Origin of the sequence: Pedobacter sp. MC2016-14, assembly GCF_020991475.1 — a bacterium.
Taxonomy (GTDB): domain Bacteria; phylum Bacteroidota; class Bacteroidia; order Sphingobacteriales; family Sphingobacteriaceae; genus Pedobacter.
The window spans coordinates 133,039-158,061 of the sequence record NZ_JAJMPA010000004.1 but is presented as its reverse complement, the minus strand read 5'-3'; the positions used below and the strand labels follow the sequence as shown (position 1 = coordinate 158,061).

The window sequence follows — 25,023 nt, the reverse complement described above, 5'->3', positions numbered from 1 at the left end:
TTTTATGTTCAACAATGAAAATTATTTTAACTCTTTTTCTCTTTCTGGGCCTTTTTGTCCAGAAAACTTATGCGCAAACCTATACTGTTGCCGCCCTTCGCACACTTGCTGCGCCACAGGAAAGTGTAATTTATCAAACTACAGATTATGGGGGTGGGTTATGGAATTACTCTGCTGCAACAGGTGCTACAGACAATACCGGGACCATACTTGTGAGTACAATAACTGGCGGACGCTTTAAGCGCATATTTAGCGGAGAACTCAATATTCTTTGGTTTGGTGCTAAGGGAGATGGGGTTACCAACGATGTTCCTGCCTGGACCTTGGCTAAAGCTGCGCTGCCGCCAGAGGGTGGAACCATATATTTCCCGAAAGGCAGGTATATGTCTGATGCAAATGGTTGGCAGGTTTACAGAAATAACCTTTATATGCGGGGCGACGGCATAAATACCACTTATTTATTGACACCTGAACCCAGTAATGCATCAGGAATAAGCCTGGCGCCTTATCGCGATGCGGGTTGGAGCTTAAATCCTGCTACTTTGTATACGTATGTTGATTCTGCAGCGGTGGGACAAGGTTGGATAAAGTTGAAACCAGGGCAGGATAAAACCCCGTTTAAAAAAAATACTGTTTTCTTTTTTAATGCCGGAGCAAACTACTACGACCAATTTTATGGAGAGTTTCAGGTGATTGATACCGTAGTAGGGGACAAACTATATCTAAAATATAATTTTTCAAAAGACTATACAGCCGCAAGAAGTTCCTGGAACGGAACCTTAACGGCAGACTTCACGCCACCGGCGGTAAATGCCACAGCGGTAGCGCAGATCACAAATCCTCCTGCAGCGGGGGCAAACGTAGCCGTTTCACTTGGAAATGACTTATATCAGGTTACTGCGCAATCGGGTACCAGTGTAACACTTAAAAATTTAGGTAAGGGAAACGGTACGGCTGTGATTCCTACGGGTACTAAGGTTTATAAAGCCAGAGCTGTGTACCTCACGCCTTCTACTGCGTATAACACAATTGTGGAGGATATGACCATCGAAGGACACCGAAAGGCGGTTGTGGTAGCCAATTCCGTAAAGTCATATTTTAACCGGGTAAGGTTTGTCTATCACGACGGGGCCGCGGCTGGTGGAATATGGCTGGATGGAGATGGGGGCAGAGATTTTATCATGTACAATAGCGAGGCGTATTCAGATGTAATTAAAGGATCGCAAATGGCCCGTAGCTTTGGTGATATTAAATACAAAACATGCAAATTTTTTCAGTCTACGCTGGAATTCTCTGAATTTAATTACAATTTCGACGTAGAAGACTGTGATATTCATGTGCATAAAGTAAACGATACTATACCTGTAAATTATGCCATCAACGTGGGACAGTCTACTAGTAACGGAAGAATATACAACAACAGAATATTTGTTTCTGACGCGAATAACGCTATCATCGCAAGCGACATTCTGGGGTATAAAGCATCTTCAAGGGCTTCTATGCTAATCAGTAAAAATATCATTTATGCTAACAGGTGTGCATCTGCCATTTCGGTTTATGGATCGGGAACGGTTTCTGTTGAAGACAACTCCATCATAGGAAATGTAAATAGTATTTTCGGGGGCTCTGATGCCATACTTTATGGAGCAAGCAGCCAGGTTGACGTAAACGACAGATTTGTGTTTGGTTCTTCTTTAATAATCAAAAGAAACACATTTGTTGGTTACGCCAATACGTTTTCCAACCGTACTGACCCTGTAAACCTGGACATAGAAGATAACATTGTCAGTTTATTTGGCCCTGGCTATGTATCGGATGTAAGTGGATTGACCTTAGGTAATATTATTAAAGGGAGCGTGGCAAGTGTAACACCAACCTTAACTGTACCTGCGGAACGGATGGTGATTAAAAATAACTTATTTAAAGGATGGAATTATACTCCCTTTTCAATTAACCTGCAGCGCCCTGTAAATAGTCGTGTGGATGTATCTAATAACAGGTTTATCGATCAGGTGGGCACTTATCGTGCAGATAAAGATTTCGTAGTGAACCTCCACGATGCAAATGCTGTAGTGTATGCCGGGGTAAATTATCTCCCGCTTGTAAAAAGTCCCGATATTGATTGGAATATGTACACAGAATTTGTGAAACGGACTAGCGGGACGCTGTTACCCCTTGACGTTACTGTAGGAAAGCAATTATTAAAGGACATCTATTTTAACAACATGCGAGATAAAATCGAAATGATTAATCCAATGCTTGGGAACGCGGCGGCATCTAAAGTGCCTTTATTGGGATGGGAAAGGTCAGTTTATAAGGCTTTTGCGGGCATGATGCTTACAGATTCGGATTTTACCAAAACTACTGGTTGGAAAGGAAACGGCACGAGTAAATACGGTGTTATAGGGCAGGTAAAGGATTTCGATTATACCAACTTTGGCCTTTTTGTAAATCTTACGGCCGCGGGAACAGTTACCAATGGAGGATACATCGGTACCTATAGCGGGAATGGGGCCTCCTCTTATTTAATCCGTAAAAACGGTACTACCTTAACCGGGATCGGCCTCTCAACCATTGCTACCTCTTATACAGAAGCTCCCGGGTTTATATTTTCCGGCCAAACCATAGGAAGTCAGCTTAATTTTGTTGATGTAACTACTAAGCCTAAAACCAGTAATACGAGTTTGCCTGTTCAGCTCAGTTCCAGTCCAGAAGCTAACCTTGCTATACTTGCCCAGGGTTCTTCTGTATTGTCTGCCATAAACAATTTCTCTGACGCAACTTTGGGCGGTTACGGGGTAACGAAATTTCTAAACCTGACAGAAACCCAAACGCTCGACCAAATTACGTACAATGCAATGGTTAGCCTTGGCCGCGCAACACAAACCAATCCTGCATATGTATTGAGCACAGTTGACTTAAGAGAAGGTAAGACGCCCATAACTAATCCAACTTCTACCGCAATTTCCAAAGCAATATTAAATAGTACTTACCCAATGGCCGTTAAGGGACAACGTATATACTGTCCCAATGTTTCTACCGGACCATTAGTGTATGAAAAGGCTGATAATACAGGGGAATGGTTTTTCTATGCTTATACACCAGTATTATAAGTGCCTAAGTTTAAAATTGCAAAGCCAGTGGATGTCATCTTTCACTGGCTTTTTTTTGCTATTCACTCCAATGTGTTATATTTTTAAATATCTTAGCCAAACCAATAACCGACAAACTAAACTAACTCAAATGAATACAGAAAACCAGGGCCATTCTTTTAAAAGGGAATTGGGGCTTTTAGATGGTACCATGCTTGTAGTGGGCTCTATGATTGGCTCCGGAATATTTATTGTGAGTTCGGATATTGCACGACAGGTAGGCTCGGCGGGTTGGCTTATTCTGATCTGGGTGCTGACCGGGATCATAACGGTTATTGCTGCGGTAAGTTATGGCGAATTAAGCGCTATGTTTCCTAAAGCAGGCGGGCAGTACGTATATTTAAAAGAATCTTATAACAAGCTTATTGCATTTTTGTATGGATGGAGTCTTTTTGCAGTAATCCAGACAGGGACTATTGCGGCAGTAGGTGTAGCTTTTTCAAAGTTTGCGGCCTATTTATATGAGCCCTTTAGCGAGAACAATATTTTATGGCAGAATGGAGATTTTAAATTGCATGCTGCGCAGCTGGTTTCTATTGTAACCATTGTATTGCTAACCTATGTGAACAGCAGGGGAGTGAAAAATGGTAAGCTGTTGCAGACTTTTTTAACCATTATCAAGATTCTTTCTTTACTTGGGCTTGTTGTATTTGGTTTATTGCTGGGCGCCAAAGCTGAAATCTGGAATGCCAATTGGGTAAATGTGTGGAGTCCGAGATCATTTAATTTGGAAACTATGCAATGGACATCAATTGGAGGCTCTGCTTTGCTTTCCGGAATTGCTGCGGCAATGGTGGGTTCTGTATTCTCTGCTGATGCCTGGACGGGCGTGACTTTCATTGCCGGTGAAATTAAAAATCCACAGCGTAATGTAGGTTTGAGTTTGTTCTTCGGTACATTTATAGTCAGTGTGATTTATATTTTAGCCAACCTGATGTACCTGGCTGTATTGCCTCTGGATTCCATAACAACAGCAAAATCTGACCGGGTGGCTGTGGTTGCGGCACAATATATTTTTGGGGAAGCGGGGACCATTATTATCGCTGTGATGATTATGATCTCTACTTTTGCCTGTAACAACGGATTAATTATGGCTGGTGCACGGGTATATTACACCATGGCCAAGGATGGCTTGTTTTTTAAAAAGGCCGGCGTGTTGAACCGTTTTGATGTGCCTGAATGGGCACTATGGGTGCAGGGCGCATGGGCATCTGCTTTATGTTTGACTGGAAGGTATGGTGATTTGCTTGACTTTGTAGTTATAGTGGTAATGATATTTTACATTTTAACCATTTATGGTATTTTTATTCTACGTCGTAAGATGCCAAATGCCGAGCGCCCGTATAAGGCATTTGGATACCCATTTTTACCTGCTTTATACCTTATTATTGCTACAGCATTTTGCATAGCTTTATTGATTTATAAAAGAGAGACCTGTGGGTGGGGTGTAGCCATTATGCTTGCCGGAATTCCTGTTTATTACCTTACCCGCCAGAAAGAGGAATTGTTGCCAGGCGAGTAAACAGGACATTGTTGCCAATATTTATTTTTAAAGCTGTATTTTTGCAGAAAAGAAAAGCAATTGGGCACACTATTAGATTCAGGCATTAAAGGCTACAACAATTACGGTACACATCTAAAAGAGAAGTACAAGGGACAGCGTGTGTTTAAAACCATTGTTGACGGAGGCTTTACCTGTCCTAACCGCGATGGAAGTAAAGGCTATGGTGGCTGTACCTATTGTAATGTAGATTCTTTTACACCCGAGCTTTCCCGTAAACTACCTACCATCCGTGAACAACTGGAACAGGGAATGGAGCGTGGCAAGCGGTTTTATAAAGCTGATAAATTTATTGTTTACTTTCAGCCCAATACCAATACTTATGCGCCCACACATTATTTGAAAATGATGTATGACGAAGCTTTGTCCATCAATACCGAAGATGTAGTTGGCTTTTCTGTAGGTACCCGTCCGGATTGTATAGATGCCGAAAAAGTTGCGCTGTTGGAAAGTTATACGGATCGGTTTGATGTGGATTTGGAAATGGGTATGGAGTCTATTTATGATGAAACATTAAACCAGATCAACAGGGGTTGTAGTCACGGTGAATTTGTTGCTGCAGTTGAGTTGCTTGCAAACAGTAAACTTGACCTATGTGTGCATACCATTTTTGGTTTTCCCTGGGAAACAGAAGAAATGATGTTGGGTTATGTACATGAAATTAACAGGTTTCCGCAGATTAAGTTCGTTAAATTTCATCACCTTCATATTGTTGAGGGATCTATTATGGGTGTTAAATTTAAAAAGGAGCCTTTTAAGCTATTCAGTTTAGAAGAATATACTGATTTGCTTTGCAAACTGATTCCATTATTACGCCCGGATATTGTAATTCAACGTTTGTTCGGGATTTCTGACTGGGATTTGCTGATTGCACCCAATTGGGGGCTAAATAAATCGTCCATTCAAACCTATATTGATAAGGAGATTGAGCGGAGAGGAATTGTACAAGGTTCTGAGTACCGTTCTTAGTCTCTTTAAATACTGCCGAAAAGTTCAATTACCTTTTTTGTGCGGTAGTTAAATATTTGCTGGATTTTGTTGGCGACATAAATTTTATTTACCGCGCGGCCAATGATGCCTACTGGCATCCCATAGGTTAGTATGTCATTCATTTCTACTCCTCCCGGTATTTCTTTAAAATGATGTTGATGGTGCCAAAATTGATAAGGCCCGAAGCGCTGCTCATCAATAAAGTATTGTTCATGTTCTACATGGGTGATTTCTGTCATCCAGTCCATTTTTATACCAAGCATTGGCGATACTTTATAAGTTATGATCATGCCGGCATACATTTTATCCTCAGCCTTTAATCCTGATGTAACTTTAAATGCCATTTCGGGTGGCGTAATCTTTTGCAAATTCAAAGGAGATGAAAAGAAGTCCCAGGCCGCACTTAACGAAATAGGGATATTTTGATTGAATTTTAGATGATATGCTTGCATAATAATCAAATGTACGGACTAAAAGTAGAATTTTTAAATCCTGAATGGTATATACAACCGAAAGTCTCTTTTGTTAGCTGTATTCTGAAATTATTTTTTTTGCTTGTGATTTTTCTAAATGTTGCATAAAAAAACCTGTAATTATGCTAAAGTCACAAATTAGTAAGTGTAAAATAATCTAAAATTTAGATTTTAATATAAAAACGTCCGAAAAAACAAGTAATTATTGATTGAATTGCTGAATTTTTATAAATTTTGTTTGACAAAAATTGCAATAATCCAAATTTTGTCATAGTTTAGGTCTAAATAACTAATAAAAGTAAATTTTTAACCTGTAAAACTTAATTTTATGAACAAAATTCTATTCAAACAGTTTGCGCCATTTGCAGTCTTGATGATTGTGGCTGTAGCTGCTCTTTTTGTACCATTGTTACCCAACTTTGATGAAGGGAAATACAATGCTGCTGATGTCGCATTTATCCTGATCTGTGCTGCTCTGGTTTTTCTGATGACACCTGGACTTGCATTTTTCTATGGCGGTATGGTTCATCGTAAAAATGTATTGTCAACGATGATTAAAAGTGTTGTTGCCGCCGGTGTGATTACTGTGCTTTGGACAGTAGTTAGTTTTAGTCTTGCATTTGGTGATACAATTGGTGGATTTATTGGAAATCCAACTACTTTTCTTTTCTTTCAGGGTGTAAATTCTGGTCCGGCATGGGGAACAATTCCTCTTTCCTTATTTGCTGTGTTTCAGTTGATGTTTGCAATCATTACTCCTGGACTGGTTGTTGGTGCGGTAGCTGAGCGTATTCGTTTTACTTCATACATTCTATTCACTGTATTGTTCTCTTTATTCGTGTATTCTCCATTAGCTCACTGGACATGGTCTCCTGAAGGTTTCCTTTTGAAAATGGGTGTATTGGATTTTGCTGGTGGTACAGTTGTACACATTTCTGCTGGTATGGCTGCTTTGGCAGGTGCACTAGTATTGAAACGCAGAAAATCACACATTGAGCACAAAGAAGTTCCACCTGCTAACATTCCATATGTATTAATAGGTACTGGTTTACTTTGGTTTGGATGGTTTGGTTTTAACGCTGGATCTGCACTAGGCGCATCAAGCTTAGCGGTTTCAGCATTCCTAACTACAAATACGGCAGCTGGGGCAGCAGGTTTAGCCTGGATGTTCTTTGATGTGGCCAGAGGTAAAAAACCATCTGTACTTGGATTCTGTATTGGAGCCGTTGTAGGATTGGTAGCTATCACACCTGGTGCCGGATTTGTAAGCATCCCGTCAAGTATCTTTATCGGTGCTATTGCAGCAGTAATCTCTAACCTTGTAGTTTCATGGAAACAAAAAACCAGCCTTGACGATACATTGGATGTTTTCCCTTGTCATGGTGTAGGTGGTATTGTTGGAATGTTGTTAACTGGTGTTTTTGCTACTAAAACAGTAAACAGCCTTGGTGCAGACGGATTATTCTACGGTAACCCTGAGTTCTTCTTTACTCAGCTAAAAGGTGCGGTAATTGTAATCATCTTCAGCTTTGTGGTATCCTTTATCATCTTCAAATTCATCAACCTGATTCAACCAATCCGTGTATCTTCTGAAGAAGAAGAAGAAGGACTGGACGTAAGTCAGCACAATGAAAAATACTCTCAGGGAACTTTGGTTGTAGCTACAACCGGCGCTGAAGTAGAGAATACCTCATTCTAATTTAATTTATCATCTAATATCAACCTCAAAACCAAAAAAACTATGAACTTAAAATCACTGTTAACAATAGCCTCCCTCTCATTTGCATCAGCATCTTTTGCTCAGGATTCAACCAGTACACCACTTCAGATCTCTGGATCTGTAGACACGTACTTTAAGTATGACTTTGCAAAAACAGGAAATATCGGAACTAGCTTTGCTACGGACCACAATTCGGTATCACTGGGAATGATTGATCTGGCACTGAAAAAAACTACTGGTAAAGCATCCTTTGTAGGTGAGCTGTCTTTTGGACCACGAGGACAGTACGAAACCATACCAAACGGACCTGATGGAAACTCATTTCATATTCAGAACTTGTATGTAAATTATGCATTTACCGATAAATTTTCGATGACTGCTGGTTACATGGGTACTTTTGTTGGGTATGAAGTAATTTCTCCTGTAGCTAACTTTAACTATTCAAGTTCTTATTTGTTTTATAATGGCCCGTTTCAAAATGCAGGTATTAAAGGAACGTATGCATTCTCTGACAAAGCAAGCTTAATGGTAGGTTTATTCAATGACTGGAATACTTATAGCGCTTCAAATGGCGTATCTGCAATTGGTGCTCAGTTGATGGTGGCTCCAGTTACAGGATGGTCTGCTTATTTGAACTTTTTGAATGGTGCAGATGCACTTGGAGCTTATGGAACTGTATTTGACCTAACTACTGGTTACCAGGTTACAGAAGCCTTTAAATTAGGTTTAAATGCGGCTACTTATTCTGTTAAAAACGATGGTGGTGGCTATAGTGGTGTTGCATTGTATCCACAGTATGCCTTCACTCCGTCTGTTGCTTTAGGTTTAAGAGGTGAGTACTTTACTTACAAAGGTGCAGGTACTGCTCCTGATGCCAATGTTACTTCTGTAACACTTTCTGGAAACATCAAAGCAGGTGGCCTGACCTTTATCCCTGAAGTTCGTTTTGACAACGATAAAGACTTCACTCAAGGCTTTGTTAAAAGCAATGGTTTGGCAACAAAATCTGCTGCTCAGTTCTCGCTGGCTGCTGTTTACGCATTTTAGTCTGCATAACATTTATTCAAGCCATCGGATATTTCTTCCGGTGGCTTTTTTATTTTTATATATTTACAGCATGAGGTTTTTATTATTAGGATTGAGTTTTTTATCACTGTTCACTTTAGTTGGGTTTGCGCAAGATAAACCACTGCCATATGACGACCGGGGAAAATTGATATACTATGAGGTTGTGAGCGATAAAGTTTTTGATGCAGCAACATTATACGCCAATGCAAAGGCATTTTTGAAAGCAAAAAAAATGAATTCAATTGGTTTGGATAGCGGCAGTTTAACTGCTTCTGGCAAAATGGTGATTAGTAAAACGGCTTTTAAAGTTGGTCATCCTACAGGAGAAGTTTCCTATAATTTTACTTTTGAAGTGAAAGATACAAAGTACCGTTTTTGGCTGACTGATTTTCTTTTTGTTCCATATGAGCGTGACCGATATGCAAATTTTGTCCCCTCAACAGCAAAAGGAACTCCACTGGAGGCAAATCCAGGTAAATTGAATGCGGCGGAATGGACATCTTACCAAAATGCCACAGCAAAACAGGCTCAGTCTTTTGCAACTGAATTTAAGGCCTATCTTTTTGCGCCCTTAAAAAGCAAAGCTAAGCCAAAGGAAAAAACGATTATTTCTACCAAAAGTTGGTAGGATAATTTTTTAGTGAACCATTTTATCTGCGCAGGTAGAACTTGCGAATGCTTCTGGTTTCGCCTTAAATATAAATCCCATACTTAAAATGTAGCCCATTGCTTCATTTAATGCTTTATTTGATTTAAACATAGGGTTGGTATTGATGTCTGCGTGTACTTCAAGATCTACATCGTAGAGGTCCAGCAGATCACAAACAGCATAGGCAGTTTCTATGGATTTTTGAACTTCAATGAGCATTCTTTCTTTGATGCTCATTTGTTGACTGCTTTTTTCCTGGTGGATGTACATGAACCCACCATGATGTTCTCTCAGTAAAACAATGACCGTTGCAAAATCTGTATAAGAGCCTTTTACCTGGGAGTCTGTGCCGATGCAGACTTTAAGATGATAACCGTTTTCGGTTTCTCTGACAATAGCGTGCTCAATTTCTTCTAAAATGGAGGAATGAATTACTTCTCCGCTAAATTTTTTCCATATCATATTGTTGTTTGGTTTAACAACCCGACATCAGGTTTCCTAAAGTTAGCTGGATTATATCATTAAAGCATTAATTCTCTGTTGTTTATTTGTTAACAATGATTTGGTTTTCAACACGCTACGCTAAAATAATATTCGTTATGGCGTTGAAATGCGATTTAGGGCCGTATTATTGGGTTTTAGAGATAACTTCTTCAGGAGCAGGTAGAAAGCCGTTTTCTATAAACATAAGTGTACCCATAAGCCCGCCCCAACCGTAAAACCTGGTACTGATGAGTTTTGGGTCATCTGCTGCGCCTGAAACTGAGCTCCAGTTTTCGGGAACAAAGCCTTTTCTTAGCCACTCTTTATCCAGTAAACGCTGTGATTTTTGCGCAAGATTTTTTCTGGATGCTGCTGCGTCATAATTTCTAAGGCCCAGGTAAACCAGGAAGTTCAAGGGGGACCAGACCGCGCCTTTCCAATACGCTTCTTTTTTATATTCCGGATGATTGGCACTTATAGAGGGCAGCATCCATTCTATGGCAAATTCATTTGGGTTTTCCAGATGTTCACTAATCATCCGCTGTGCCTGTTTTGCAGTAGCTACTTTGGCAATCAGGGGATAAAAGAGTGTTGGTGAAAGTACTTTGGAAAATTTGCCCGTACGGGTATGTTTGTTGAGGAAAATCCCATCTTGTTCGCTCCAAAGGTGCTGGATTGCTTTTCTAAATGTTTTAGCTCTGTTTTCCAACTCGGCCGCTTCTTTATTCTTTCCTATTGTTCTCGCAATTTCTGCCAGCGCAGCGCAGTCTGCAATATAAAGGCTGTTTAAACCCACGTCATGAAGCTCCAATAAGCCCGTCCGCGCATTAAAGTAGGTCTCTTCTGCTTCATACATGGGCGAATCATCCATGCCGCTCTCTAAAGAGGCACCCCGTTGCGTATTTAAGTAAAGGTCATTATAAGGATTGGGAGCTTTTTTAGAACCCCAGCACAATAAGCCATTGTACAGGCGGTCTTTAATCCACCAGCGATTCCAGCTCAGCATGTCTTCAAAAACTGCTTCAAGGAACCACTTCTCCCTATATTTTTTATAAATTTCTTTAATGATAAGGCTGCCAACCGGCGGCTGGGACCGGTCCATTGCTTTGCGTCCTGAGCCTTGTGATACGTTTGGCACAAAACCACCCGGTGTAAGTTCAGACAGCCCCTCTATAATGTTGGCATAAGCAAGATCCTTGTTGCCGATTAACATATGGATATAACTTTGGAAAATCGGATCCCAGCCAAAAATAGCATAACCGCCACGGTTCACATTCCAGTATCGAGAGCCTCCGGTAATAAGCCGGTCCTTTTGTGGATCGTAAAAAGTGTTGAAGTTGTTGGCGGCCGAAATGGCCTGATAAGAATTGTAAAGCTCTTTTCCGTAAGCGTTGCTCTTTATCTCATGAGCTTTGCGTCGTGATGCCATCACATTTTCTATTTCTCTCAATGTGCGTTTAGTCCCTGTAGAAATTCCCTGAGTCTTGTTGAATTTGAAAACTGTATAGGGTGTGTTTTTATTGAAATTAAAATCGGTGATAACTGTACCAGTAGGATAAACTGTGATGTTTTTGTATTGCCTGTTCCATAACATTCCTGTCGATACACAAAGTTTCGTGCGTTCGGAAGCGCCCAGCAAAGGAGTGATGAGCAGGACAAGATCATCTTCTACAGCTGCCGCCTCTATATCCACTTCAAGACCTTCCCAGTTCAATTTAACTTTAGAATAAAATGGACCTACATCGCTCGCAATTGGTCGTACGGAGGGTTGAGGTGCTGACTGGTGAAAATCAAGAACGCTTCCCATGGCCGAGCTTGCGTAATTTCCTGCAGATACCCTAAAGTCCAGTTGAATATCAAAACCGTCGGGCAGGTGAGAATAAGAGAGAATATTCATGGTATTGTATTGCCCCCATCCCCTCAACAGTGCAGTTTTTGTTTTGATGTATTCCGGGTTTTTTACGCTAGTTTGTGCTTTAGTAAAAGAGGCACTTAAAATGAAGATCAGCAGCAAAGTATATTTCATCGGTTGTCTTGTTTGCTTCAAAGCTAATCTATGACCAAGGCCAATGTAAGTACTATATTAACAATTCACTATACTATAGTTTAAAACGTATAAATAAGGCAGATAGGAAAGGATTTATCACTATATTTAGACTTCATATCTAACCAATATAAACTAAGGAATCCACATTGAAATGAGGTCTTTTTTCTTTTTCTTCTTATTTTGTACTTCATCTTGTGCGTTTGCACAAAGTCCGGACGCTACCATAAACAAGGTCATCCCTGATCTGTTATTTAACAGGTTTTCCAGTAAAGATGGCTTACCAGACAATAGAATCCGCTCTGTTTTTCAAGACCGGAAAGGCTATTTATGGGTGGGCACTATGAACGGGGTCGGTAAGTATGACGGTTATAATTTTAAAAAATACTATCACCAAAATGATCCCTCAAGTATTTCCGGAAACTGGGCCTTTGCCATTTGTGAGGATGCATCTGGAAATATCTGGATCGGAACCTTAAATGGACTGAACGTTTTTGATACCAGAAAGGAAAAATTTAAAAGCTATAAAAATATTTCCGGAGATGCCAATTCCATCTTTTCCAATAAAATTACGGCATTGTATTTTGATGGGGCTGGTAAATTATGGATAGGTACCCAGGATGGTCTTACAAAATTTGATCCCGCATCAGGTAAATTTGAAAGATTTAGACAATACCCTTTTCAGACTTACATTAGTAAAATTATCAAATCTGATGGTGATCAAATTTGGATTGGCACTGCAGAAGGGGTGGTGCATTACAATACCAGAACCAATGTTTCCAACTTTTACCGGGTGCAGGTAAAGGCCGATCCTTATGGGATTCATTTATGGTCTATGCTGGAAGATAAGGGAGATTTGTACATTGCGACTGCTGCTGATGGTTTGATTAGAATGAGTTATAATAGCCAAACAGGAAAGTACCAGCAATTTAAAGACCTTAACGAGTTTTCTGGAAGCAATATAAATTTATTGCATACTGAGGTATTTGACCTTTGCAAATCAACATCTGGTGACTTATGGTTAGCCACTGACCAGGGGCTGGCTAAAATTGAAAAACCAGGTACAACCGCGGCCCGACTGCACGTTTATAAAAATAACCCCTTAAACAACCAAAGTCTAAGTCACAATACGGTTTACCAGGTGTTTATTGACCGCAGTAATAATTTATGGTGTGGCACGGAGATGGGGTTAAACAAGTTAAATCTTAACGTACTTCCATTTCAGTATTTTACGTTTCAGGATCCTCGTTCTGAAGACCAGATTCGCAGTATATACACGGTTAATGGAAGGGATATTTGGATGGGGACAGCTAAAAATGCGCTTTATAAATATAATCTGGTGCAAAATACAACGGCGACATTTAAGTTTAACTTTGGCAATTCCGCTTATAATTCACATCGTTCGCTTTATGTAGATTCTGCCAACCAAGCATATGTAGGTACCCTGGGAGGTGCATTACGATTAAACCAGGCAAATCCTGATGCTTCGGCCAAAATTGTAGATAAAGGGGCTGTCTTTGCTTTTTTAAAGGACAGCAAAGGAAATTTGTGGCTGGGCAAAAATGACGGTTTATTACAAATTAAAAAGGATGGCTCAAAAATTGTCCATTTACACAATCCAAAAAATCCTTATGGCTTAAGTTCTTCTTTTGTACGTTCTTTATATGAAGATCACAATGGGCGGATTTGGGTAGGCTTTGAAACTTCCGGTTTAAGCTATTTTAGGCCTGAAACCGGAAAATTTACCTCTGTGGTGTCAAATCAGGCACAAGAAAAGCTCTCGGGTAATATCATTTACAGCATTGTTGAACACCCCAAAAATGTGATCTGGGCCGGTTCTGAATCGGGGCTTAATAAGTTAACCATAAGTGGAGGGCATAACGGAGCATACTCGTTACGAATTAAAAATTATTTTGAGAAAGATGGATTGTCGGATAAATCGGTAAATGGCATTTTGCCAGAAAAAGGCAGGTTTTTGTGGATTAGTTCTATTAAAGGGCTATTGCGTATGGACATAGATAAGGAACAGTTTGAACATTATTTACCGACACTAAGTTTTAGTTTTAGCTCTGCATTTAAGTTTAGTGAACATCAATTGTTGTTCGGGACATCAGATGGTCTGGTAATATTTGATCCTGATAAAATCGCTAAAAATCAGGTGTTGCCTGAAGTAACGCTATCCGAACTGAAGTTATTTAATAAAGAAGTGGCAATTGATAGCGCTTTTAATGGCGATGTAATTCTGGAGCAAAGTTTAAGTCAGACCAAAGAAATTGCGCTGAGTTATAAAAATAATGTATTTACACTCGGGTTTATAGGCCTGCATTTTTCAGATCCGGCAAACAATTCTTATGCTTACCAAATGGAGGGCTTTGATAAAGATTGGATTTATACTGCTTCGGCAGATCGCGCGGTTACCTATACCAACCTGGATCCCGGGACGTATTATTTTAAAGTAAAAGCAGCAAATAATTTTGGTAAATGGAATCAAAATCCAACAGTATTAAAAATCCATATTTTACCCCCGCCCTGGAAAACCTGGTGGGCAATCAGTATCTATTTGGTTTTAGTTACCGGATTGGTGGTAATGCTGATCAATTACCTGACCAGGCAAGCTAAACAGAAAAATGATTTTGAGACAGAGCGCTTGTTACGTTTAAAAGATGAGGCGGTACATAAGGAACAGTTGGGCTTTTTTACCAATATTACGCATGAACTCCAAACTCCACTAACGCTGATCAATGGGTCCATTGAACGCTTTTTCTATAGGAGTAACCGAGTAGCAGAACAGCCCAAGGAGGCATATTTTTTATCTATTGTGCATCAGCAATCGTCCAGACTCACTTACCTGGTAAATCAATTACTTGATTTTAGGAAAGCTGAAGCCGGACATTTAAAGAGCCAGGAAAGTTACCTGGATATCTCCGGTTTGCTAGCTGGTATTGCTGAACTTTTTGTGCCGCTGTGCGACCAGAAAAACTTAGAGTATGTGATTGAGGTGGATGAAGAGATTATAGGCTGGACGGATAAAGATAAATTGGAAAAGATTATTTTTAACCTGTTGTCAAATGCCTTTAAACATTCAGACCGCGATCAAAAGATTGTATTTGGGGTGAGCGGCGATAGTGCGAATGATACTCTTGAAATTGTGGTTAAAAACTCCGGGTGTCAGCTTACTCCAGTACAGCTTTCGCAGATTTTTGATCAGTTTTTTGTGGTAGATTCAAGTCAGAATGAAAAATATAGTAATGGAATTGGTTTAGCCTTTACACGGCAACTGGTTAAATTATTAAAAGGAAGTATAGTTGTTGTAAATGAAGAGGGCTGGATTTCCTTTAAGGCTGTACTTCCACTATCAAACTCTACCAACAGGCAGGTGGGAAGTACTTTGGAAGAACCTTTAACACATACACCATCCTATTTACTTCGGTCTATTACAGCGAATTCTGAAGACCATGAACAGATTAGCGCCAAGGAGAACAATAAAAGGGCTTTAATTGCAGAGTTAGAGGAAGCTGAGAAAAAATCCATCTTGATTGTTGAAGATGAACCTGCAATCAGGTTTTTGCTTAAAGATTTGCTGGATGAAAACTACATCCTCTATGAGGCAGAGGACGGAAGGCAGGCCATAGAATTACTTAAGATTGTAACACCCAACTTAATTATCAGTGATGTAATGATGCCCGATATTAATGGGCTGGAATTGTGTAATAAGGTTAAAAATTCGCCAGATACTTGCCATATTCCATTTATTTTACTCTCCGCAAGGGCTTCAATAGAACAAAAGACTGAAGGTTATGATGCCGGCGCGGATGCCTACATCCCGAAACCTTTTGACACGATGCATTTACTGGTGAGGGTAAGGAAATTACTGGAATACCGACAAAGATTGCATGATATTTTTAAGAAAGATGGGCCCTCTGTAAGTTTGGAAGAGAAAAACCTGGCCGATAGTGATAAACAATTCTTAAATAAACTAGTAGAAATTATAGAGGCTAATATTGAAGAGACCGAATTGGATGCTGCATTTTTAGAAGCACAACTGGCAATGAGCAAAATGCAGTTGTACAGAAAACTAAAATCTCTTTCTAACATGACGCCTGGTGAATTTATAAAGCATATCCGACTGCAGAAAACAGTACATCTGTTGCAGACAACACAGCTCACGGTATCCGAAATCTTCTACCGCTCGGGCTTTAACAACCAAAGTTATTTTTTTAGAGAATTTAAAAAAAGGTATCAATGTTCTCCAAATGAATTTAGGGCTCAACAGCGGATACATTTGTAGAAAATACTGGCCGATCTTTTAACGTTTAGGGATTACTTTAGGACACGTTCGGGACAGGCTCGGAATGAGCCCAGAATTATACCACGGTACCAGCATCGCGGGTCCACGTTTTTCCTGTAAAAAGGTGGACTCATCGTGCAGTCATGGTGCAGTGATAGTGCAGTCATTCCGAGTCAGGGTAGGACCTGTCCCGAACAAAGACAGCACAATGGGTTAACGGTGTATAATGATTTGGAACAATAGTACATCAAAAAAAATGCCGTTTTCTATAGGTTTGCAAACCTAAGTTTTTAAACACATAATTCAATTTTAAATAATGAGATTATTCAATACAGTATTGAAAATAATGGCTTCCAGTTCGATACTTTTATTTATCTTTTTTGAGGCCAATGCACAAAATGTTAAAGCTGGAACAGAATGGATCTTGTTTAACAAGGGTTGGCGCTTTAACCTTGGTGATGTTCCTTTTCCTGAAATTAGAGGGCATGATCATAGTTATATGAATGCCAAAGCCGGGCAAGCTGGTGGCGCAGCAGCTCCGGACTATAAAGATAGTTCGTGGACGATATTGAATTTGCCGCATGACTGGGCAATTGACCGCCCCATAGATGCTTCAGCAAATCTTTCGCAGGGATTTAGAAAAAGGGGCATTGGATGGTATAGAAAGCAGTTTAAACTGGATAGTGCAGATAGGGGCAAAAATCTGGAACTCCAATTTGAGGGCATCGCTACACATGCTACCATCTGGCTTAACGGATCTGTATTGCACAGAAACTGGTGCGGGTATACTTCTTCTTATATAGATATTACCGCTTTTGCTAAGTATGGCAATGCTGTAAACACCATTGTGGTTCGTGTTGATGCTGATGCACAAGAAGGTTGGTGGTATGAAGGGGCAGGCATTTACAGAGATACCTGGTTGGTAAAACGATCTGCTGTGCATGTGATTACAGATGGTGTTTATGCCAATCCTGTAAAACTGACGTCCTCGGGAAATCAATGGCTAATTCCGGGAGCTGTTACACTGCAAAATTCCGGAAAGGAAAAAGTGCAGGCACTAGTGCAAATGAGTTTGTGGGATGCTGCAGGAAAACTGGTTGATAAAAGTGAAAATAAAATCTTGGTTCCGGCGCTGGATAGCACTTCCGTGCTGATAAAATTACAAGCCAACCAGCCGCTGTTATGGTCAGTTAACCATCCGGAGTTGTATAAAGTAAAAACTATTGTTAAGGTAAATGGATTGCAAACAGATTCTTTATGGACCAGTTGTGGATTTAGGACGATTAGATTTGATGCTGATTCTGGATTTTATTTAAACGACAAGCGCCTTAAAATAAAGGGAGTTTGTAACCATCATGACCATGCTGGTGTGGGTGTGGCAATGCCGGTTTCAATCGCCGAATTTAGGTTGAGAAAACTGAAAGAAATGGGTGTAAATGCTTATCGCTGTGCACATCATCCGCCTTCTGTAGAATTTTTAAACCTGTGTGACCGTCTCGGAATTATGGTAATGGATGAAAACAGGAATTTCAATTCATCGCCAGAGTATCTGCGGCAACTGCAGTGGATGGTACGCAGAGACAGGAACCATCCTTCAATTATATTGTGGTCGGTTTTTAATGAGGAACCCATGCAGGGAACTGAACAAGGCTATGAAATGGTGCGCAGGATGAACCATGAAGTTAAAAAGCTGGACTTAACCAGGCCTGTTACTGCTGCGATGAACGGAGGCTTTTTTGAGCCGTTTAATGTGTCGAAGGCAGTAGACTTAGTAGGATTCAATTATCAGGTGGCCTCGTATGACAAGTTTCATAAAGAAAACCCTACTTTAAGTATGACTAGTTCTGAAGATGTTTCTGGATTTATGACCAGAGGAGCATATAAAACAGACACAAGCAAACATATTTTAGATGCCTATGATACGCAATATGCAAAATGGGGCACTTCGCACAGAACAGGATGGAAGATGATTGCCGAGAGACCTTTTGTGGCGGGAGCTTTTGTGTGGACGGGTTTTGATTATCATGGAGAACCATCACCTTTTGGCTGGCCTTCGGCAAGTTCCTTTTTTGGCGCTATGGATATTTGTGGCTTTCCGAAAACTGCTTTTTATCTTCACCAGGCTCAATGGGTAGAAGATAAATCTATTTTACACCTGGTACCAGAATGGAACTGGCCGGTTGACAGCATCGGGAAAAACATTAAAGTAATGGCTTTGAGTAATGCTGAATCTATTAAACTGTTTTTGAATGGTAAATTATTTGCTGAACAAAAAGCAGATAAATATGAAATGAATACCTGGCAGGTGCCTTATCAGCCTGGTAAATTGATGGCTGTGGGTTATGTAAAAGGAAAGGAAGTATCCCGGTACGTTGTGGAAACCACTGGCACAGCTGTGCAGATAAAATTAACACCAGACAGGTTGTCGCTGAAGGGCGATGGTCTGGATGCAATGCCAATAACGGTACAGGTGGTTGATGCCCGGGGCCGCGCGGTTCCTGATGCACAACACAAAATAAAATTTGAGCTAACAGGTAGCGGAGCGATCATAGGCCTTGGTAACGGTGATCCAAATTCACATGAACCAGAAAAAGGGAATGAAAGAAGTCTGTTTAATGGTCTGGCGCAGCTGATTGTTCAAACACAAGAAAGCTGCATAGCAGGAAGCATTACTGTGATAGCAAGGGCAGAAGGGATGAAAGCCGCTAAATTGGTGATTCCAGTTAAGGCGGGTGTATCATGTAAGTAACCTTGCAGATAGAGATACTATTTTAGGCTAGGTTCATAAACTTCAAATGATTCAATAGGAATTGGGCCGTCACCCAGAGGTACAATCTCTAGTGTGTGCGGCCCATTGCTTAAGCCCTGAACTAAGGTAGCCTTGTATATTTTTGCTTTGTCTTTACCAAGGGGAGGCTGATATTTACTTTTAAATAATGGTACAACAGACCATTTCACCTCAAAGTCTTTTGGTGTAGATACCTTAAAAGTTTTCCTTATTCTGGTAAACATAATGTCGTCTGCCTGAATTACCACACGCCCAGAACGGGAAATGAACAATTCTGTATTATTGCCAATTCCATCCTCGCCTGTTTTGGAGCCTTTAACGCTATAAGTAAATACCGTGCTATCTGCATTTATGGTTTCCACCCGCAATGTCCATTCTTCTTCAATTAGAGGTTTTACATTACTCACTTGTCTTACTGCAGGCCACCAGGTTCCCACTCCAGAACTTGGTCTGGTAATGGCATAAACCATATTTGCGCCTTCAATAGGTTTGCCATCAAGCAGCACAAGCGCATTACCTGTATTATTTATGTTAGCGGGATGCCCGGATACTACATCAACTCTATTTCCCGTAAAGCTAAATTTAATACGACTATCTTTTGAATCACTAACAGCAGCCCCGCCTATGTTTTTCCAGGACTTTCCGATAAGAGCGATAGGATTAGTTATTCCAAAATCAAAAGCTGTTACCGGGTAGTAACTGCGCACCATTTTATATGATAAAGAGGGAAACAACGGATTGTACCTGATATGACGTCCAACCAATTGCGCTAGCAACCAGTTTCCATTGCGGTTGGGGTGTACCCCATCGCGCAAAAGATCTGTAGGTTTTAAATTGTTTGCCGCTAGATAAGTAGGCCATTCTGCAGATATATCTGCCAGTTCACAATCGTATTTATTGGCAATGTAGCGTATAAATTGTGTTTGATTATCGTCTGGTTTAGTTTGCGTAGCATTTAGATGGTGACCCATCAAGATCACGTCTGCATTGGTATACCTGCGTATCCCGCTAAATAACTGTTCCAGTTCTCCTGCTTTTTCGCCTCCATAAACATGAAAAATGATCAAATCCGGATTAAAAGGGTAAACATCATGTACTGCAGTACGAACAATTTGCTCACCACCAAAGCCACCGATAGCGCGGTTTTCTAAGGTTACTTCAGCAAAAGGGAATTTCTCTTTGATGTATTTGTTAATTTCTTGTGTAAATAATGTACTGCCAACAATGGATTGTCCATAAATTAATATTTTAACGGGCAGGTGTTTGTCTTTACTGCTATTTGCCAGGAGACTGGCACTGCGCATAATCCTGGCACCAAAAAAGGCTTCATGCGCTCCCGGGGCGGGCATACGCATGGAGTCCAGGGGTGGATGGGCTGCTTCGTACTTTTGCAGCGCTTGTTGTTCTGCATTTTCCTGTGAGAATGGATTGGTTTGTGCCATACCGTGACAGGGAAAATAAAGCAAACTTGTGGTAAGTAGTAGTAAATATGCTGATTTGAGTTGCATTATATATTTGGTTTTTGTTGTTTCTTAATCTTAATGTGTCTTCAAAATTACTTACATGCTTGCTAGGTTAAATATACCACAGTTACAAAATAGTGTACTGAGAGCAGCCGAAGAAGTAATTATTGTATATAAAAATGGTATTCTGGTACATGTTCAGTGCCATTAATGTTTCTAGTTTTACAACACTAATATAAACCAAATAAATTGTTATGAGCTTACATCAAAAACTGCTGTCTAATTGCTTGTTGTTAACACCTGTAGGAGATAAAAATTTGACAAGGCAAGGTGCTTCAGGAAGCTAAAGTTGCCCTGGTAAAAAAAGAACAAATACAGCCAAAACCTATTGGTCTAACCAGGCTACTAGTTTAGTAAATGACGAACCTTTGGAAGCATGGTTATCTCAAATCTTTTAAGAGGTTTACCAATTCAATAATACATAGCATGAAAAAAATATTAGTTATAATTAGTTTATTCTGCACATTTAGCTTTACCGGATGTGCAAAAGAAAAAGATCCATTTACGGCAGACGTTATTATTTATGGCGGTACTTCTGCAGCAATTACCGCTGCGGTACAGGTATCAAGAATGGGTAAAACTGTAATTATCGTATCGCCAGATAAACACCTTGGAGGTTTGTCTTCCGGTGGATTAGGTTTTACAGATACAGGCAATAAAAGTGTGATCGGTGGTTTATCACGCGAGTTTTACCACAAGGTATTTATGCACTACCAAAATCCGGCTTCGTGGCAATGGCAGAAACAAGCTGAGTTTGGTAACCGGGGCCAGGGTACACCCGCCATGGATCATGGTGAACGGACCATGTGGGTATTTGAGCCACATGTTGCCGAACAGATTTTTGAGGACTTTGTTAAAACGTATAATTTGAAAGTATACAGGGAAGAATGGTTAAACCGTAAAGATGGTGTAGATAAAAAAGATGGGAAAATTCTATCGATTAGTACCCTTAGCGGCAAAACTTTTAAAGGCAAAGTATTCATTGACGTTACTTATGAGGGTGATCTAATGGCTGCGGCAAAAGTGAAGTATCATGTGGGACGTGAGGCCAATAGTGTTTATGGAGAAGAGTGGAATGGGATACAAGTAGGAATATTACATCACGGGCATAATTTCAAAACCAACATCAGTCCATATGTCGTTCCAGGAAACCCTTCAAGTGGCTTGCTTCCCGGAGTTTCAGACAAAGATCCCGGTAAAAGGGGAGAGGGTGACAAAAGGGTACAGGCTTATTGTTATCGAATGTGTTACACCAATAACCCAGATAATAGGGTGCCTTTTCCTAAACCTGATGGTTATGATGCTAAACAATATGAACTGCTGGTCCGTGTGTTCAATTCGGGCTGGAGGGAAACGTTTCACAAATTTGATTTGCTCCCTAACAGTAAAACTGACATAAACAATCACGGGCCTTTTAGCTATGACAACATCGGTATGAACTATGACTATCCGGAGGCCTCCTACGAGCGCAGAAAAGAAATCCTTAAAGAACATGAAAAGTACCAAAAAGGTCTAGCCTACTTTATTGCAAATGATTCCCGGGTGCCGGCTGATGTTCAAAAGCAATACAATCAATGGGGCTTAGCTAAAGATGAGTTTAAAGACAATGGCAACTGGCCGCATCAGATTTATGTTCGTGAGGCACGCAGAATGATCGGTAAAATGGTCATGACGGAAAACGAAGTAATGGGTAAACGTAAAATAACTAATTCGGTAGGAATGGGTTCTTATACTTTAGATTCTCATAATGCGCAGCGTTATGTAAAACCTGATGGTTTTGTACAAAATGAAGGTGATATTGGTGTAGAGCCTCCGTATCCTTATCAAATATCTTATGACGCAATAGTTCCTAAAAAGGCAGAATGCCAGAACCTGCTCGTACCGGTTTGTTTGTCCAGCTCGCACATTGCTTACGGCTCGATGCGGATGGAACCCGTATTTATGATTTTAGGGCAAAGTGCAGCAACAGCTGCGGTTCAGGCTATTGAAAAAGATCAAGCGGTCCAGGATGTGGATTATAGTACGCTCAAAGCACGACTGGTGTTGGATAAAATGGTTTTGGAAAATAAAAAGTAAGCTCATGAAACTTAAATACACAAACGCCATTTTATTTTCTTTTCTATTTCTTTTATTGGTGAGCCCGTCCTTTGCGCTTAGCATATATGTATCTCCATTCGGAAATGACAGCAATCCTGGTACAAAAGAAAAGCCCATGGCCTCGTTATTGGCTGCCCGGGATCGGATCAGGACTTTGCGTATGCAAATCAAAAACAAAACGGAGCACATTGAAATCATCATCGCTGCTGGGGAATATTTTTTGAATGAACCGCTTAGGTTATATCCTGAAGATGGGGGTACAAGCATGGCATCCGTAACTTATAAAGCAGAAACTGGTGCCAAACCGGTCTTTTATGGTGGAGTTAAAATCAATGGTTTTGAAAAAGTAAACGATCAGCTTTGGCGGGTTTATATCCCTGAAGTGAAACGCTTTGGGTTTGATTTTGAACAGTTTTACGTTAATAATAGCAGGGCTACGCGGGCGCAATATCCTAATACCGGATTTTATCACCCCAAGTCTGTTACTGAAAGTGTGTTGGAAAAAGGAGAAGACCGAAACGGAAGTTTTGCTATTCAGAAAATAACTTTAAATCCCGAACAGAAAGCATTGTTTGATCAACTTCCGGCCTCTGATTTAGAAAATGCAGTACTTGTATTTTACCATAAATGGGACAATACCCGCAAAAAACTGATAAGGTACAGTTCAAAAGATTCTACATTTTATGTGATGGGCAGTGTAATGAAACACTGGAATAAATTGGATGCAAAAACGCTTTTTACTGTAGAAAATGTGAAGGCAGGCCTGGATACACCGGGAGAATGGTATCTGGAAAAATCAAATGGCTACTTATATTACGTGCCTAAACCAGGTGAATCCATCGCAAATACCAGTGGTTTTGCACCAATCCTGGATAATTTTCTGATTATCGAAGGTAACGAAAATCAAAAAGTTGAAAACCTGAGGTTTGAAAATCTCTCTTTCCAGGTTGCCGGTTATAAAATGCCAGCACTTGGAAACGAGCCCATGCAGGGTGCTGCGCTTATTGAAGCAACAATAATGGTAGATTTTGCCACAAAAGTTGAGTTTTTAAATTGTGAAATAGCACATACCGGATCTAATGCAGTTTGGTTCCGCAAAGCTTGCGCTTATGGCAAGGTAGAACATTCTTATTTACATGATTTAGGGGCCGGTGGTGTTAAAATTGGAGAGTTAAGGGCTTCTGGAATAGAAAATACACATCACATCATTGTTCACAATAACATTGTTCGCCATGGTGGTTATGTGTTTCCATGCGCTGTGGGATTAATGATTTTTACAGGAAGTGATTGTGAATTGACACACAATGAAATTGCAGATTTAAAATATTCGGCAATTTCTGCCGGATGGGTGTGGGGATACAAAGAGAGCCCAGCCAAGCGCAATAAAATTGAGTTTAACCATATTCATCATTTAGGTTGGGGGGTGTTAAGCGATATGGGAGGAGTGTATACTTTGTCCCCCTCTGAGGGTACCACGGTTAGTAACAATGTAATTCACCATGTATATTCTGCTACCTATGGCGGCTGGGGTTTGTACACAGATGAAGGTTCAACGGGAATTGTTATGGAAAATAACCTGGTCTATGCCTGCAAAAGTTCTGCCTTTCATCAGCACTATGGAAAGGATAATGTGATACGCAATAACATTTTTTATAACCAGATCCGATCGCAGCTCGAGGCAAGCAAGGTGGAGCCACACATTGGCTTTCGTTTTACCAATAACATTATTTATTACAACCAGGGAAATTTGGCTGGTATCCGCTGGGATAAATGTAATTTTCTCTCTGATTACAACGCCTATTGGGATACCCGTACAAAGGACATTAAAGTTGGGACACAAACTTTTAAAGAATGGCAAAAATCTGGTAAGGATGTGCATTCTGTCATTTCGGATCCAAAATTTGCTGATCCTGCTCGTCTTGATTTCAGCATAAAGAACAGATCACTCCTTTCAAAAATCAGTTTCAAGCCTTTTGATTATAGCAAAGCTGGCGTTTATGGAGATGTTTCATGGAAAGAACTTGCAAAATTCGATGCAAAGCTTGCAAAGCAATTTGACGATTTAGTGCAGGATTATGAAAGTATAAAAATAGATCACAATGCTGGCCTGTAGTAGTAAATAGGTATATGGATAAAATATTGAGACTCAAAAGAACAATTGTCTTCATCACTGCGCTCAGGGGAATT

14 protein-coding genes are annotated in these 25,023 nt (G+C 40.3%); 10 read left to right on the top strand and 4 right to left on the bottom strand.

Annotated elements, in window-relative coordinates:
* Nucleotides 1-14 precede the first annotated feature (14 nt).
* The 3 genes from LPB86_RS19120 to LPB86_RS19110 all read left to right on the top strand — a co-directional run bounded on the left by LPB86_RS19120 (nt 15) and on the right by LPB86_RS19110 (nt 5,682).
* Nucleotides 15-3,113, top strand: a complete 3,099-nt coding sequence (locus LPB86_RS19120; protein WP_230693019.1) for a glycosyl hydrolase family 28-related protein — start codon at nt 15-17, stop codon at nt 3,111-3,113.
* 130 nt (nt 3,114-3,243) lie between these two features.
* Nucleotides 3,244-4,674, top strand: a complete 1,431-nt coding sequence (locus LPB86_RS19115) for an APC family permease (RefSeq protein WP_230693018.1) — start codon at nt 3,244-3,246, stop codon at nt 4,672-4,674.
* A 60-nt stretch (nt 4,675-4,734) separates the two neighbouring features.
* A complete protein-coding gene (locus LPB86_RS19110; protein ID WP_230693017.1) occupies nt 4,735-5,682 on the top strand; it encodes a TIGR01212 family radical SAM protein in 948 nt (315 codons plus the stop codon).
* Nucleotides 5,683-5,687: 5 nt separating this feature from the next.
* Here the strand turns inward: LPB86_RS19110 and LPB86_RS19105 are convergent, their stop codons facing one another.
* Nucleotides 5,688-6,155: an SRPBCC family protein gene (locus LPB86_RS19105; protein WP_230693016.1), complete on the bottom strand. Its 468-nt coding sequence runs from the start codon at nt 6,153-6,155 to the stop codon at nt 5,688-5,690.
* Between the two features lie 349 nt (nt 6,156-6,504).
* Here LPB86_RS19105 and LPB86_RS19100 point away from each other — a divergent pair, with 349 nt between their 5' ends.
* From LPB86_RS19100 to LPB86_RS19090, 3 genes are all read left to right on the top strand, one after another.
* The gene (locus tag LPB86_RS19100; protein WP_230693015.1) at nt 6,505-7,875 is read left to right on the top strand and encodes an ammonium transporter; all 1,371 of its coding nucleotides are present in this window, start codon (nt 6,505-6,507) and stop codon (nt 7,873-7,875) included.
* Nucleotides 7,876-7,917: 42 nt separating this feature from the next.
* Nucleotides 7,918-8,943, top strand: a complete 1,026-nt coding sequence (locus LPB86_RS19095; protein WP_230693014.1) for an outer membrane beta-barrel protein — start codon at nt 7,918-7,920, stop codon at nt 8,941-8,943.
* Between the two features lie 70 nt (nt 8,944-9,013).
* Nucleotides 9,014-9,592 (top strand): DUF4468 domain-containing protein, encoded by a 579-nt coding sequence (locus LPB86_RS19090; protein WP_230693013.1) that lies wholly within the window; start codon nt 9,014-9,016, stop codon nt 9,590-9,592.
* Between the two features lie 9 nt (nt 9,593-9,601).
* Here the strand turns inward: LPB86_RS19090 and LPB86_RS19085 are convergent, their stop codons facing one another.
* Together LPB86_RS19085 and LPB86_RS19080 are read right to left on the bottom strand one after the other, a co-directional pair.
* Nucleotides 9,602-10,075 carry a ribonuclease H-like YkuK family protein gene (locus LPB86_RS19085; RefSeq protein WP_230693012.1) on the bottom strand — a complete coding sequence of 158 codons (474 nt, stop codon included), beginning with the start codon at nt 10,073-10,075 and terminating at the stop codon, nt 9,602-9,604.
* A gap of 166 nt (nt 10,076-10,241) precedes the next feature.
* Entirely contained in the window at nt 10,242-12,122 is a 1,881-nt protein-coding gene (locus LPB86_RS19080; RefSeq protein ID WP_230693011.1) for a trehalase family glycosidase, read from the bottom strand.
* A gap of 172 nt (nt 12,123-12,294) precedes the next feature.
* Here LPB86_RS19080 and LPB86_RS19075 point away from each other — a divergent pair, with 172 nt between their 5' ends.
* Together LPB86_RS19075 and galA are read left to right on the top strand one after the other, a co-directional pair.
* Nucleotides 12,295-16,428, top strand: a complete 4,134-nt coding sequence (locus tag LPB86_RS19075) for a hybrid sensor histidine kinase/response regulator transcription factor (protein WP_230693010.1) — start codon at nt 12,295-12,297, stop codon at nt 16,426-16,428.
* 316 nt (nt 16,429-16,744) lie between these two features.
* On the top strand, nt 16,745-19,177 hold the full coding sequence (galA, locus tag LPB86_RS19070; RefSeq protein WP_230693009.1) for a beta-galactosidase GalA: 2,433 nt from the start codon (nt 16,745-16,747) through the stop codon (nt 19,175-19,177).
* 17 nt (nt 19,178-19,194) lie between these two features.
* On the opposite strand, the gene LPB86_RS19065 is transcribed toward galA, so the two are convergent.
* Nucleotides 19,195-20,724 carry an SGNH/GDSL hydrolase family protein gene (locus LPB86_RS19065; protein WP_230693008.1) on the bottom strand — a complete coding sequence of 510 codons (1,530 nt, stop codon included), beginning with the start codon at nt 20,722-20,724 and terminating at the stop codon, nt 19,195-19,197.
* A gap of 441 nt (nt 20,725-21,165) precedes the next feature.
* Between LPB86_RS19065 and LPB86_RS19060 the strand changes: the two genes are divergently transcribed.
* Both LPB86_RS19060 and LPB86_RS19055 read left to right on the top strand, forming a co-directional pair.
* Nucleotides 21,166-22,815 (top strand): FAD-dependent oxidoreductase, encoded by a 1,650-nt coding sequence (locus tag LPB86_RS19060; RefSeq protein WP_230693007.1) that lies wholly within the window; start codon nt 21,166-21,168, stop codon nt 22,813-22,815.
* Between the two features lie 4 nt (nt 22,816-22,819).
* A complete protein-coding gene (locus tag LPB86_RS19055; protein ID WP_230693006.1) occupies nt 22,820-24,949 on the top strand; it encodes a right-handed parallel beta-helix repeat-containing protein in 2,130 nt (709 codons plus the stop codon).
* Nucleotides 24,950-25,023 lie beyond the last annotated feature (74 nt).